The 13,290-nt window shown below is 73.1% G+C and carries 11 protein-coding genes; 7 read left to right on the top strand and 4 right to left on the bottom strand.

The features are described from left to right. Positions 1–86: 86 nt before the first annotated feature. Both RKE38_RS17935 and RKE38_RS17930 read left to right on the top strand, forming a co-directional pair. On the top strand, positions 87–674 hold the full coding sequence (locus tag RKE38_RS17935) for a DinB family protein (RefSeq protein ID WP_316008832.1): 588 nt from the start codon (positions 87–89) through the stop codon (positions 672–674). 68 nt (positions 675–742) lie between these two features. Then, complete coding sequence (locus tag RKE38_RS17930) at positions 743–2,215, top strand: MFS transporter (protein ID WP_316008831.1); 1,473 nt, start codon at positions 743–745, stop codon at positions 2,213–2,215. On the opposite strand, the gene RKE38_RS17925 is transcribed toward RKE38_RS17930, so the two are convergent. Beyond that, a complete protein-coding gene (locus RKE38_RS17925) occupies positions 2,195–3,136 on the bottom strand; it encodes a 5'-3' exonuclease (RefSeq protein WP_316008830.1) in 942 nt (313 codons plus the stop codon). The two genes, RKE38_RS17930 and RKE38_RS17925, sit on opposite strands and share 21 nt — an antisense overlap. Positions 3,137–3,174: 38 nt before the next feature. On the opposite strand from RKE38_RS17925, the gene RKE38_RS17920 reads away from it, so the two are divergent. After that, on the top strand, positions 3,175–3,597 hold the full coding sequence (locus RKE38_RS17920; RefSeq protein WP_316008829.1) for an Lrp/AsnC family transcriptional regulator: 423 nt from the start codon (positions 3,175–3,177) through the stop codon (positions 3,595–3,597). Positions 3,598–3,610: 13 nt separating this feature from the next. On the opposite strand, the gene ybaK is transcribed toward RKE38_RS17920, so the two are convergent. The 3 genes from ybaK to RKE38_RS17905 form a co-directional block, all read right to left on the bottom strand. Beyond that, the gene (gene ybaK, locus RKE38_RS17915) at positions 3,611–4,099 is read right to left on the bottom strand and encodes a Cys-tRNA(Pro) deacylase (RefSeq protein ID WP_316008828.1); all 489 of its coding nucleotides are present in this window, start codon (positions 4,097–4,099) and stop codon (positions 3,611–3,613) included. 21 nt (positions 4,100–4,120) lie between these two features. Next, positions 4,121–4,717 (bottom strand): biotin transporter BioY, encoded by a 597-nt coding sequence (locus tag RKE38_RS17910; protein ID WP_316008827.1) that lies wholly within the window; start codon positions 4,715–4,717, stop codon positions 4,121–4,123. Positions 4,718–4,890: 173 nt separating this feature from the next. After that, the gene (locus RKE38_RS17905) at positions 4,891–6,327 is read right to left on the bottom strand and encodes a lysine 2,3-aminomutase (protein WP_316008826.1); all 1,437 of its coding nucleotides are present in this window, start codon (positions 6,325–6,327) and stop codon (positions 4,891–4,893) included. A gap of 86 nt (positions 6,328–6,413) precedes the next feature. Between RKE38_RS17905 and RKE38_RS17900 the strand changes: the two genes are divergently transcribed. From RKE38_RS17900 to RKE38_RS17885, 4 genes are all read left to right on the top strand, one after another. Continuing rightward, a complete protein-coding gene (locus RKE38_RS17900) occupies positions 6,414–7,466 on the top strand; it encodes an L-erythro-3,5-diaminohexanoate dehydrogenase (protein ID WP_316008825.1) in 1,053 nt (350 codons plus the stop codon). A 75-nt stretch (positions 7,467–7,541) separates the two neighbouring features. Further along, a complete protein-coding gene (locus tag RKE38_RS17895) occupies positions 7,542–9,995 on the top strand; it encodes a phosphoketolase family protein (protein ID WP_316008824.1) in 2,454 nt (817 codons plus the stop codon). A gap of 10 nt (positions 9,996–10,005) precedes the next feature. Further along, a complete protein-coding gene (pta, locus tag RKE38_RS17890; RefSeq protein WP_316008823.1) occupies positions 10,006–12,075 on the top strand; it encodes a phosphate acetyltransferase in 2,070 nt (689 codons plus the stop codon). Beyond that, on the top strand, positions 12,075–13,277 hold the full coding sequence (locus RKE38_RS17885; RefSeq protein WP_316008822.1) for an acetate kinase: 1,203 nt from the start codon (positions 12,075–12,077) through the stop codon (positions 13,275–13,277). The genes pta and RKE38_RS17885 overlap by 1 nt, the downstream gene beginning before the upstream one ends. Positions 13,278–13,290: the final 13 nt, after the last annotated feature.

Below are 13,290 nucleotides of genomic sequence, written 5' to 3'. Positions count from 1 at the left end.
ACCAGGATGCCCTCGTGGTGGCGGACTCGTGTGGCGCACCCGTGTCCAGGGACCCGGCTGTCTGCGGGCCGGGATAGGTTCGCCGCATGAGCGAGGCCCCGCCCCTGACCGGGTCTGCCGCGGACCTGCACCACTACCTGCAGCAGGGACGCGGCGCCGTCATGCGGGCGCTCGACGGGCTGGGGGAGTACGACATCCGGCGGCCGCTGGTCCCGAGCGGCACCAACCTGCTCGGCCTGGTCAAGCACCTCGCCGGGGTGGAGCTCGCCTACCTGGTCGAGTCGGTGGGGCGGCCGGCCCCGGTGCTGCCCTGGAACGAGGACGGCTCGGTCTGGGAGTCCGCAGACCTCTGGGCGACGGCCGACCAGTCGCGCGAGTACGTCGAGGGCCTGTACCGGCAGGCCTGGGTGCTGGCCGACGCCGCGCTGGCCGAGGTGCCGCTCGACGCCCCCGCCGAGGTGGAGTGGTGGCGTCCGGAGAACCGGCACACGACGTTCGGCCACCTCGTCGTGCGGGTCGTGGCCGAGACCGCCCAGCACGCGGGCCACGCCGAGATCCTGCGCGAGACGCTGGACGGGCAGGCGGGCCGCGACCGCGACGACCAGGGCAGCGCGGACTGGTGGCGGTCGTACGTCGGGCGCATCCAGGCCGCTGCGGACACGTTCCGCGGCTGACCTCGACCCGGCGGGCTCCCCGGGCTCCCCGGGTTGCCGGGTCCGTGGGGGCGACGGAGGGTGGGACGGTGAGCCACCCCGCACCCGATCCCCGCCGCTGGCGCGCCCTGGCCGTCTGCCTGGTCGCAGGCTTCATGACGCTGCTCGACGTGAGCATCGTCAACGTGGCGCTCCCGTCGATCGAGCGCGGCCTGCACGCCCCGACGAGTGACCTCCAGTGGGTCGTCTCCGGCTACGCCCTCGCCTTCGGGCTGGCCCTCGTGCCGTCGGGCCGCATCGGTGACGCAACGGGTCGCCGGCGCATGTTCGTCGCCGGTGTCGTCGTCTTCGGCATCGGCAGCCTGCTGTGCGGCCTCGCCACCGGGAGTGCGGTGCTCGTGGCGGCCCGGCTCCTGCAGGGGGTCGGCGGCGGCATGCTCAACCCGCAGGTGTCCGGGCTCATCCAGGAGCTGTTCCGCGGGGCCGAGCGCGGGCGGGCGTTCGGGATGCTCGGCGCGACCATCGGCCTGTCGACCGCGGTGGGACCGGTCACCGGTGGCCTCATCATCTCCGCGGTCGGTCCGGACACCGGCTGGCGCTGGGTCTTCTTCGTCAACCTGCCCGTCGTCGTGGCGGCCGTGGTCCTGGCGATGCGCTGGTTGCCCGCAGCAACGGCCCGCGAGCGCAGGCGGGAGGACCTCGACCCGCTCGGGACGGTGCTGCTCGGGGCCGGTGTCCTCGCGCTGCTGCTGCCGCTCGTCGAGACCGGCCACGGCCAGTCGGGTGGCCGCAGCGTGCCGGCCTGGTGGGCCGCGGTCGGGGCGGTCTTCCTCGTCGCGTTCGTCCTGTGGGAGCGGGCGTATGCCCGTCGTGGCCGCACGCCGCTGGTCGACCTGCGCCTGTTCGGCCTCCCCGGCTACTCCTCGGGCGCGGCCGTGGCCCTGGTGTACTTCTCGGCGTTCACCGGCATCTTCTTCGTCCTGACGATCTTCTTCCAGCGCGCCCTGCACTACTCGGCGCTGCTGGCGGGCTTGGCGGTGACCCCGTTCGCGCTGGGGTCTGCGGTCACGTCCTTCGTCGGGGGTCGCCTCGTCGGACGCTTCGGGCGCTCCTTGGTGACGGTGGGCCTGGCGCTCGTGGTCGCCGGCCTCGTGGGGGCGGCGGTCGTGCTCGACCACGCCCGTACCGATACCGGCTGGTACCTCGCCGGGCCGCTCCTGCTCGCCGGGCTCGGCAGCGGCATGGTCATCTCGCCGAACGTCACGCTCACGCTGGCCGAGGTGCCGGTGGAACAGGCCGGTACCGCCGGGGGCGTGCTGCAGACCGGGCAGCGGATCGGCACCGCCGCCGGCATCGCCCTCGTCGGCACGGTGTTCTTCACCCTCGTCAGTGACGGGAGCCCTGCCTCCGCCGCCTCTCGCGCGCTGCTCGTCGCGACCGGTCTCGCAGTCCTCGCCCTCGTGGCAAGTGCCGCCGACCTGCTGGCGCGCCGACGCTCGGAGTCGCCGGACAGCGGTGGCCGCACGGCACCGGCGCCGCGGTCAGCCCAGGCGGAGGGCTGACAGCACCCGGTTGACCGAGCTCGTCACGCCGTACTCGCTGGCGACCCGGCTCAGCAGGGCCGGGTCCGCCACCTCGCTCGGAAGGCTCGTGTCGACGTGGGGGACGGGGGCGTCCGGCGCCACCTGGACCACCTTCGGGGCCACGTCGAGGTATGCCGCGCCCGCCTCCAGGCGCGCCCGCTGAGCCCCCTTGAGGGCGGGATCACCCGCATCGATGGCCTCGCGCAGCGCCACCAGCGAGCCGTAGGTGGTGATGAGCTTGGCGGCGGTCTTCTCTCCGATCCCGGCCACCCCGGGCAGCCCGTCGCTGGTGTCGCCGCGCAGGACGGCCATGTCGGCGTACGACGGGCCGTCGGGGATGGCGTACTTGGCAAGGAGGAACGCCTGGTCGACGAGGTCGGGGTCGCGCACCCCGCCCCGGGCGGTGTAGACGACCCGGACGCCGGCGGCGTCGTCGACGAGCTGGAACAGGTCGCGGTCGCCCGTCACGACGTCGACGGCCATCGAGCCCTTGTGCCGGGCGGTGAGCGTGCCGATGACGTCGTCCGCCTCGTACCCGTCGGCGCCGAGCCGCGCGATCCCGAGCGCGGCCAGCGCGTCGACGATGACCGGCACCTGGGGGGAGAGGTCGTCGGGGACCTGCTCCTCCTCGATCCCGCCGTCGGCGAGGCGGTGCGTCTTGTAGGTGGGGATCGCGTCGACCCGGAACTGGGGGCGCCAGTCGTTGTCCCAGCAGGCGACGAGGTGCGTCGGCTCGAACTGGGTCACCAGTGAGGCGAGCATGTCCAGGAAGCCGCGGATCGCGTTGGTGGGGGGCTGGCCGGGGTCCTTGCGCTGGTCGGGCACACCGAAGAAGGCACGGAAGTACAGCGAGGCGGAGTCGAGCAGCAGCAGTCGGCCAACGGAGCCCGGCGTGGTCATGCCGGACATGCTGCCACGGCCGCCTCTACGCTGTGCCTGTGGAAGACCTCGACCGTCGCATCGTCGACCTGCTGCGCACCGACGGGCGGATGAGCTACACCGACCTCGGCAAGGCCATGGGCCTGTCCACGTCCGCGGTGCACCAGCGGGTGCGCCGGCTCGAGGAGCGCGGCGTCATCAAGGGGTATGCCGCGGTCGTCGACCCCACCGCGCTCGACCTGCCCCTCACGGCATTCATCTCGATCACGCCGCTGGACCCGGCGGCACCGGACGACATCCCCGAACGGCTCCACGGCTTCCCCGAGCTGGAGGCGTGCCACTCCGTGGCCGGCGACGAGAACTACATCCTCAAGGCCCGGGTACGCGCCCCCGGCGACCTCGAGGAGCTGCTGGCGCGGATCCGCGCCACGGCCAACGTGGCCACCCGCACCACGGTCGTCCTGTCGACCCCCTGGGAGTAGCGGGGGAGCGGGGTCAGCGGGCGATCGGGGCGAACGACCCGCCCGTGACCCGCACCAGGTCCGCGGGGTCGAGCGAGAGGTCGAGCCCGCGGCGACCGCCGGAGACGTACACCCGGTCCAGCGAGGCGGCTGACTCGTCGACCACCGTGGGAAGTGGCCGCTTCTGGCCGACGGGGGAGATCCCGCCGACGACGTAGCCGGTGGAGCGCTCGGCCGCGGCGGGGTCGGCCATCGACACCTTCTTCAGGCCGAGGGCGGCTGCGACGGCCTTGAGGTCGAGGGTCCGGTCGACCGGCACGACACCAACGGCAAGACCCCGCTCGCCCTGCACCAGCAGCGTCTTGAAGACGTGCGCGGGCGGGACGCCGAGTGCCTCGGCGGCCTCCAGCCCGTAGGACGGGGCGGCGGGGTCGTGCTCGTAGGGGTGCAGGTCGTACGCGACGCCGAGGCGGGTCAGCGTGGTCGTGGCCGGGGTGCCGGCCGCCTCACGACGCTTCGCCACGCTCGGCACCGAGGGGACGGGTCAGCCGCGGCCGAACCGGCGGACCAGCGACCACGTCGCCGGCAGCACACCCGCGGCGACGGCCGTCTTGATGAGGTCGCCGACGACAAAGGGGGTGAAGCCCAGCGCCAGGCCCTTGGCCAGGCCGACGTGCGCGAAGCTCATGAGCCAGCCGACACCGAGGACGTAGATGACGGCGTTGCCGAGCAGCATGGTCCCCGCGGTGCGCAGGACCGTGCGGTCACCGCCCCGCTCGGCGAGCTTGCCGACGAGGGCCGCGGCCACCACGAAGCCGACGAGGTAGCCGAAGGAGGCGAACTGCCACCCCGACCGGCCCTCGGCGAACCAGCCGACACCAGCCATGCCGGCGGCGAGGTAGAGCAGCACGCTCAGGCCGCCGCGGACGAGGCCGAGCGAGGCACCGGTGAGCAGGACCGCGAAGGTCTGCAGGCTGAGCGGGACCGGGGTCCAGGGCAGCGGGATCGAGGCCTGCGCGGACAGGGCGACCAGCCCGGTGCCGGCGAGGACGAGGACGGCGTCACGGACGAGCGACGCCTTGCCGGACACGGCGATGGCGTCGGCCAGGACACGCTTGCGGGGGAGGGCGATGGCAGTCACGGGAGCAACCTAGCGAACCGCCTGCGCGACGCACACCGACGTCTCACGTCGGCCACGTCACACCGGCCGCGCCCACCCCGCGGGCGTCCACGCAGAACGGCAGTTGCTGACGTGAAACGTGGCTTTGGAACTGCCGTTTCGTGCCAGCAACTGCCGTGTTGCGGAGGGCGGGGTCAGACCAGCGAGGCCTCGCGGCTCGCGGCTGCGGCGACCACCGCAGCCTCGTGCGCCGCCTCGTGGCCGCCCTGCTCGAGCCACCACTGCTGGCCGGACTCGGGCAGGGTGTAGATCGGGTCGTAGTAGACGTAGTCCCGAGACAGCGCCTCGGTGTCCGCACCCTCGATGGAGGTCCGGTAGTTCTTGCGCCAGAACGACATGCCCTTCTCGGTGTCGTACTCGTCGACCTGGTGGACCCAGCGCTTGCCGACGAACGGCACGTCGCACACGATGCGCGGCGTCGAGAACCCGGGCAGGTAACCCATGATCGAGTGCTGCAGGCGCTGGGCCTCGGCCAGCGACAGCCGCCAGTGCTCGGCGAACGGGATCATGTCGCACATGTAGAAGTAGTACGGCGTGATCATCGCGTCGTCGGCGAGGGCGAAGCAGAGGTCGAGGAGCTGCTCGGGGGTGTCGTTGACGCCCCGCATCAGCACCCCCTGGTTGCGCACGTCGCGGACGCCGACCTCGAGCATGGTGCGGGCCGCCTCGGCGACCAGCGGCGTCACCGACTGCGCGTTGTTGACGTGGGTGTGGATCGCGAGCGACACGCCACGGTCGTGCGCCTTCTTCGCGACGCGGCCGACTCCCTCGACGACGTCGGGCTGCAGCCAGTGCTGCGGAAGGCCCATGAGCGCCTTGGTGGCGAGACGGATGTCGCGGATGTTGTCGATCTCGAGCAGCTTGTCGAGGAAGCCCTCGAGGTTCTTCCACGGCATGTTCGCCACGTCGCCGCCGGAGACGACGACGTCGCGCACCTGCGGCGTCTGCTGCAGGTAGGCGAGCATCGCGGCATACCGGTCGACCGGCTTGCCCACGAGCTTGAGCTTGTCCACGACGGGCGTCGAGTTGCCGACGAGGTCCATCCGGGTGCAGTGGCCGCAGTACTGCGGGCACGTCGGGAGCAGCTCGGCGAGAACCTTGGTGGGGTAGCGGTGGGTCAGCCCCTCGGCGACCCACATGTCGTGCTCGTGAAGGCTGTCTCGGGTCGCGTGCGGGTGCGACGGCCAGTCGGTGCGGCGGTCGCTGAAGACCGGGAGCATGTAGCGGCGCACCGGGTCGGCGTAGAACGCCCTGGTGAACTCCTCACCGGCGGCCGGCATGGCGCCTTCGGTCGCCGGCACCATGGTGTTCATCATCTGCGGCGGCACGAGCATCGACATCGTGGCCCGCTCGGCCTGGTCGCGCTCGAGGTCGGCGTAGAACGCCTCGGTCAGCAGGTCGCCCATGAGCTCGCGCAGCTGGCGGATGTTCTTGACGCAGTGGACGCGCTGCCACTGCGCGCTGGCCCAGTCCTGCGCCGTGACGTCCTTCCACCCGGGCAGGCGGGTCCAGTCCGGCTCCACCAGCTCGCGGTGGCGGTAGGCGTAGGGCTGCTCGATCGTCGCGCTCATGCATGGCAGGATACGGTAGAAGTTCCACCGAACACGACCTGTCGCCGCAGTATTTGCGTCGCGTGTCGCTCTTGATGGGAGATTCTGTGCCGGACACCCCCTCGTCCCCGGTCGGCCTGCACCGCGTGCTGGAGCCCGCCGTTGCCTCGCTGCCCCAGGCCGCGCAGCGCCTGGACGCCCGTCCCGAGCTGTGGCCCGACGAGGTGCGCATCGCGGTGGAGACCCTCAACCTCGACGCCGCCTCCTACCGGCAGCTGCACGACAAGCACGCGGGCGACGGTGCGGCCATCCGGTCCGAGGTCCTGGACATCGTCGCCACCCGCGGCAAGATGCAGAACCCGGTCACCGGCTCGGGCGGGATGCTCATCGGCACGGTCGAGGAGGTCGGCCCCGAGTCCACCCTCGGCCTGGCGCCGGGGGACCGCGTGGCGACGCTGGTCTCCCTCTCGCTCACCCCGCTGGTCCTCACCGACGGGCTCGAGCGCTGGGACGGCCGCTCCGAGCGGGTGCCCGCCTCCGGTCACGCCATCCTCTTCGGCCGGTCCATCGCCGCGAAGCTGCCCGACGACCTCAGCCCGGACCTCGCCCTCATGGTGATGGACGTGTGCGGTGCGCCGGCCCTGGTGTCGCGGGTGGTGGGGGAGTATGCCGCGCGCGGCCAGGCGCCGACCGTGGCCGTCCTCGGCGGCGCCGGGAAGTCCGGCTCGCTGTCGCTCGCCGCGGCCGCCGAGGCGGGAGCCGGCCGGCGGATCGCCGTCGTCCCCGTGCAGCGCGAGGCGGACCTGCTCGCCGGCACCGGCCTGGCCGACGAGGTCGTCGTCGCGGACGCCCGCAGCCCTCTGGGGCTCTCCGAGGCCGTGGCTGCCGCCGGGGGACCGGCCGACGTCACCGTCGTCTGCGTCGACGTGCCGGGCTGCGAGCAGCCGGCGATCCTGTCGACCGCCCAGGGCGGCACGATCATCTTCTTCTCGATGGCCACCAACTTCGCCGCGGCCGCCCTCGGCGCCGAGGGCGTCGCCGCCGACGTGCGCATGCTCGTGGGCAACGGGTACGTGCCCGGGCACGCGGCATCCGCCCTCGACCTGGTGCGGGGGAACGACGCGGTCCGGCGGCTGTTCGAGTCGCGGCTCGACGACTGAGGCACATCCCGGGCCCCGGCGCCAAGGACCTCGGACCCGTGGACGCGCGGCCCGTCCCGTGGTCGGATGCGGGGTATGCCTGCTGACGTGACGCCGGGATACGCCGCGGAGGACCTCGAGCTCGACCTGCGGTGGTGGGCTGCGGCCAACTACCTCACGGTCGGGCAGATCTACCTGCGTGAGAACGCGCTCCTCACCGAGCCGCTGCGGGTCGAGCACACCAAGCCGCGCCTGCTGGGGCACTGGGGGACCAGCCCGGGCCTGTCGATGGTCTACGCCCTGGTGAACCGGCGGATCCGGGAGACCGGCTCCAGCTGGCTCTACGTCACCGGTCCGGGCCACGGCGGACCCGCACTCGTGGCGGCCGCGTGGCTCGAGGGGACGTACTCGGAGGTCTACCCGCAGGTGGGCGACGACGCGGCCGGGGTGCTGCGGCTGTTCCGCCAGTTCTCGTCGCCGGGCGGGGTGCCCAGCCACGTCAGCGTGCAGACCCCGGGGAGCATCCACGAGGGCGGCGAGCTGGGGTACGCGCTCGTGCACGCGGCCGGCGCGGCCTTCGACCACCCGGACCTGGTCGTGGCGTGCGTCGTCGGCGACGGCGAGGCCGAGACCGGCCCGCTGGCCGCGTCCTGGCGGCTGCCGCACTTCCTGAACCCGCGCCGCGACGGCGCCGTGCTGCCGATCCTGCACCTCAACGGGTACAAGATCGCCGGCCCGACCGTCCTCGGTCGCACGGACGACGAGGACGTCCAGGCGTACCTGCGCAGCCAGGGCTGGGACCCGGTCGTGGTGGCGGGCGACGACCCGCGCGAGGTCTTCCCGGCGTTCCGGGAGGCCCTGGCGCGGGCGCACGACCGGATCCGGGAGATCCAGGCCGGCGCGCGGGGCAATGCCACCGACGGCGGTGGCGGGGGAGGCCGCGACGGCGCCGACCTGTCCGACCACCGGGCCGCGTGGCCGGCGATCGTGCTGCGCACGCCCAAGGGGTGGACCGGCCCCGCCGTCGTCGACGGCAAGCAGGTCGAGGGCACCAACCTCGCCCACCAGGTGCCGCTCGCCGGCCTGGCCGAGAACCCCGAGCACCTGCGGATGCTCGAGGAGTGGATGCGCGGCTACCGGCCCGACGAGCTCTTCGACGGCGACGGGCGGCTCGTCCCCGAGCTGCGCGCGCTCGCCCCCGAGGGCGACCTGCGGATGTCAGCGACGCCGTACGCCAACGGCGGCCGGTTGCGCACGCCGCTGCCGATGCCGGAGCTGTCGTCGTACGAGGTGGAGGTCAGCCCCGACGGCCGTGGCCGGGAGCTGGTCGAGAACACCATCACCACGGGTCGCCTCCTGCGGGACCTGTATGCCGCGACGGCCCGTCCCGACGGCGGCGGCTCGTTCCGGCTGTTCTCACCGGACGAGACGGTGAGCAACCGGCTGCAGCCGGTGTTCGAGGTGACCGACCGGTGCTTCATGGGTCCGCTGCGGGACACCGACGACCACCTCGGACCCGACGGCCGGGTGATGGAGGTGCTGAGCGAGCACCTGTGCCAGGGCTGGCTGGAGGGGTACCTCCTGTCCGGGCGGCACGGGATGTTCGCGACGTACGAGGCGTTCGCGATGGTGTCCGCCTCGATGGCGGTGCAGCACGTGAAGTGGCTGCAGCACGCGCAGGAGCTGCCGTGGCGCGAGTCGGTGTCCTCGCTCAACATCCTGCTGACGTCCACGTGCTGGCGCAACGACCACAACGGGTTCTCCCACCAGGGTCCCGGCCTCATCGACTGCCTGCTGCCGCTGGCGCCCGGGGTGGTGCGGGTGTTCCTGCCACCGGACGCCAACACCGCGCTGTGGATCTCCGAGCACTGCCTGTCGGGCACCGACCACGTCAACCTCATCGTGGTCGACAAGCAGAAGCACCTGCAGTACCTCTCCCTCGAGGAAGCCGCCCGCGCCTGCTCGGCCGGGGCCTCGATGTGGGAGTGGGCGAGCACCTGCGGCCCGGACGACGACCCCGACATCGTGCTGGCCTGCGCCGGTGACGTGCCCACGCAGGAGGCGCTCGCCGCCGCCGAGCTGCTGCGCGACCACGTGCCCGACCTCAAGGTGCGGTTCGTCAACGTCATCGACCTGATGACGCTGATCCCGGAGAACGACCACCCCAACGGGTTCTCCGACAGCCACTTCGAGGACGTCTTCACCCCCGAGCGGCACGTCGTGTTCGCGTTCCACGGCTACCCGCGCGCCATCCACCAGCTCATCCACGGCCGGGCCAACCCGGGTCGCTTCCACGTCCGCGGGTTCAGCGAGCAGGGCACGACCACGACACCGTTCGACATGGTCGTGCTCAACCGGATGAGCCGCTTCCACCTCGCCAAGGAGGTCCTGCGGCGCGCGCGGACCAGGCCGCCGGGCTGGCGCGAGCTCAAGGACCTGTGCGACCAGCGGCTCGCCGAGCACGAGTCGTACATCCGCGAGAACCTGTCCGACCTGCCGGACATCGCGAGCTGGACCTGGCAGGGGGCGTCCGGCACCGCGGCCCGCTAGGTTCGGCGGCATGCCGAGCAGCATCTACCTCGCCGGGACGGAGGCGCGGTCGGGCAAGTCCGCCGTGGCGGTCGGGCTCCTGCACCGCCTCGCCCGGCGCGCGGGGCGGGTCGCCGTCTTCCGGCCCGTCGTCCGTGCCGGGGAGACCGACGTGCTCGTGCAGACGCTGCTGTCGCTGCTGCCGGCGACGACCACGACGGCGGAGCGGGCCTGCGGGGTCACCTACGACGAGGTGCACGCCGACCCCGACCGGGCCATGAGCACCATCGTCGACCGGTTCCACGAGGTGGCGCGCGACCACGACACCGTGCTTGTCGTGGGGTCGGACTTCACCGACGTGGCCGCCCCGACGGAGTTCGCGGTGAACGCGCGCATCGCGGCGAACCTCGGGGCGAGCATGCTGCTCGTCGAACCTGCCGTCGGCCGCGACCCCGAGGACGTGGCGACCACCGCGGAGCTGGCGATCACCGCCGCGCGCGAGCAGCACGCGCACGTGGCGGGGGTCGTCGCGAACCAGGTGCCGCCCGACCGCCTCGTGCAGACCGCGGAGGTGCTGGGCCGGCGGGTCGCCCCGGCATCGGTCCACGTCCTGCCCGAGACGCCCCTGCTGCGGGCGCCCACGGTCCGCGACCTGCTCGAGGTGTGCGGGGGCACCGTCGTGCACGGCGACGACGGGCTCCTCGACCGCGAGTGCCTGGGCCTGGTCGTGGCCGCCATGACCATGCCGCACGTGCTCGACCGCCTCATCGAGGGTGGGGTGGTCATCGTCCCCGGCGACCGGGAGGACGTCGTGCTCGGCACCCTGCTCGCCCACCGTTCCAGCACCTTCCCCTCCCTCTCGGGCCTCGTCCTCAACGGGGGGTTCGCCCTGACCCCGCAGGTGCGCCGGCTCATCGAGGGGCTCGACGTGCGGCTGCCGGTGATCGCCAGCGAGGGCGGGACGATGACGACCGCCACCGCCCTGGGCGAGGCCCGCGGCCGGATCACCGCCGACGCGACCCGCAAGATCGAGGCCGCGGTCGCGCTGGTCGACGACGCCTTCGGGCCGCAGGACTGGCCCGCCCTCCCGGCCCACCCGGGCGACGGTGAGGGTGCCGTCACCCCGCTGATGTTCGAGCACCAGCTGGTGGAGCGGGCTCGGGCGACCGGGGCGCACATCGTCCTGCCGGAGGGGACCGAGCCGCGCATCCTGCTCGCGACCGAGCGGGTCCGCAGCGCCGGCATCGCCCGCATCACGCTGCTCGGCGACGGCGAGGAGGTGCAGGAGGCCGCTCGCGCTGCCGGCGTCGACCTCACCGGGGTGGACGTGGTCGACCCCCTGACGAGCCCGTGGCGGGTGCGCTTCGCGCGCGAGTACGCCGCCCTGCGCGCCCACAAGGGCGTCACCCTGGACCAGGCGCTCGACCTCGTGGCGGACGGTGCCTACTTCGGCACGATGATGGTCCACGACGGGCTGGCCGACGGCATGGTCTCGGGCTCGGTCACGACGACGGCCCACACGATCCGCCCCGCGCTCGAGGTCGTGCGGACCGCTCCAGGGGTCCAGATCGTGTCCAGCGTGTTCCTCATGTGCCTGGCGGACCGCGTCCTCGTCTACGGCGACTGCGCGGTGAACCCGGACCCGACCGCCGAGCAGCTGGCCGACATCGCGATCTCCTCGGCGGCCACGGCCCAGCGGTTCGGGATCGAGCCGCGGGTGGCGATGCTGTCGTACTCCACGGGTGGCTCCGGCACCGGTGCCGACGTCGAGAAGGTCCGCGCCGCGACGGCGCTGGTCCGCGACCGTGCCCCCGACCTGCTCGTCGAGGGACCCATCCAGTACGACGCCGCCGTCGACCCGCACGTGGCCGCCACCAAGCTCGAGGGGAGCAGGGTCGCGGGCCGCGCCACGGTGCTGGTCTTCCCCGACCTCAACACCGGCAACAACACCTACAAGGCCGTCCAGCGCAGCGCGTCGGCGGTCGCCATCGGACCGGTCCTGCAGGGTCTCAACCGCCCGGTCAACGACCTCTCCCGAGGTGCCCTCGTGCGCGACATCGTCAACACCATCGCCATCACGGCGATCCAGGCCGGCGACTGATGGCCGGCAACCGCGTCCTGGTCATCAACGCCGGCTCCTCGTCCCTGAAGTACCAGGTCGTCGACGGGGCGAGCGGCGAGACGGCCGCCACCGGTCTCGTCGAGCGGATCGGCGGCGACGGCCACCTGCGGCACACCGCCGCGGACGGCACCCACGAGCAGGACGTGTCCGTCCCCGACCACGCCGCCGCGCTCGCGGCCGCCCAGCAGGCGCTGCGGGACCACGGCCCGGACCTCGACTCCGAGCCGCCCGTCGCCATAGGCCACCGGGTCGTGCACGGGGGTGCCCGGTTCAGCGAGCCGGTCCTCGTCGACGACCGCGTGCTGCAGGCGGTCCGCGACCTGGCCCCGCTGGCGCCTCTGCACAACCCCGCCAACCTCGAGGGCATCGAGACGGCGCTGCGCGCGTTCCCGGACGTGCCGCAGGTGGCAGTCTTCGACACCGCCTTCCACCAGACGCTGCCGGCGCACGCCCACACGTATGCCGTGCCGCGCGAGTGGCGCGAGCGCCACCGGGTCCGCCGCTACGGCTTCCACGGGACCTCCTTCGCGTACGTGTCGCGGCGGGCGTGCGAGGTGCTGGGGCGGGACCCGGGCGACACCAACCTCGTCGTGCTGCACCTGGGCAACGGCGCGAGCGCCTGTGCCGTCCAGGGCGGACGCAGCGTCGACACGTCCATGGGGCTCTCGCCGCTCGAGGGCCTGGTCATGGGCACCCGCCCGGGCGACCTCGACCCCGCCCTGGGCGCCTACCTGTCGCGCGCCGCGGGCCTGGACGCGACGGCATACGACAGGGCGCTGAACCATGAGAGCGGCCTCAAGGGGCTCACCGGCATCGCCGACCTGCGCGGGGTCGAGCAGCGCCGAGCGTCCGGCGACGCCGACGCCGCCCTGGCCTTCGACGTGATGACGTACCGGTTGCGCAAGTACGTCGGGGCGTACGCCGCAGCCCTCGGCCGGGTCGACGCCATCGTCTTCACCGGCGGCATCGGCGAGCACAGCGCCGCCGTGCGGGCGGCGGTCCTCGGCCGGCTCGAGGTCCTGGGCGTCGAGCTGGACGCCACCGCCAACGACGACGGCCCCGCCGAGGGCGTCGTCACCACCCCGGCCAGCCGGGTCGTCGGGCTGGTCGTGCCCACCAACGAGGAGCTGGAGATCGCCCGCGCCTGCCTCGGCGTCCTGGGGGAGCGGGCCGGCGCGTAGGCCCCGGCGCATA

Origin of the sequence: Phycicoccus sp. M110.8, assembly GCF_032464895.1 — a bacterium.
GTDB lineage: Bacteria > Actinomycetota > Actinomycetes > Actinomycetales > Dermatophilaceae > Pedococcus.
This window is presented reverse-complemented; position numbering and strand designations above follow the sequence as displayed.

Excerpts from the sequence above, each read along its gene's own strand:
- RKE38_RS17925 (WP_316008830.1), bottom strand. The coding sequence starts at position 3,136 with ATGACCACGCCGGGCTCCGTTGGCCGACTGCTGCTGCTCGACTCCGCC.
- RKE38_RS17885 (WP_316008822.1), top strand. The coding sequence starts at position 12,075 with ATGGCCGGCAACCGCGTCCTGGTCATCAACGCCGGCTCCTCGTCCCTG.
- RKE38_RS17935 (WP_316008832.1), top strand. The coding sequence starts at position 87 with ATGAGCGAGGCCCCGCCCCTGACCGGGTCTGCCGCGGACCTGCACCAC.
- RKE38_RS17905 (WP_316008826.1), bottom strand. The coding sequence starts at position 6,327 with ATGAGCGCGACGATCGAGCAGCCCTACGCCTACCGCCACCGCGAGCTG.
- pta (WP_316008823.1), top strand. The coding sequence starts at position 10,006 with ATGCCGAGCAGCATCTACCTCGCCGGGACGGAGGCGCGGTCGGGCAAG.
- RKE38_RS17895 (WP_316008824.1), top strand. The coding sequence starts at position 7,542 with ATGCCTGCTGACGTGACGCCGGGATACGCCGCGGAGGACCTCGAGCTC.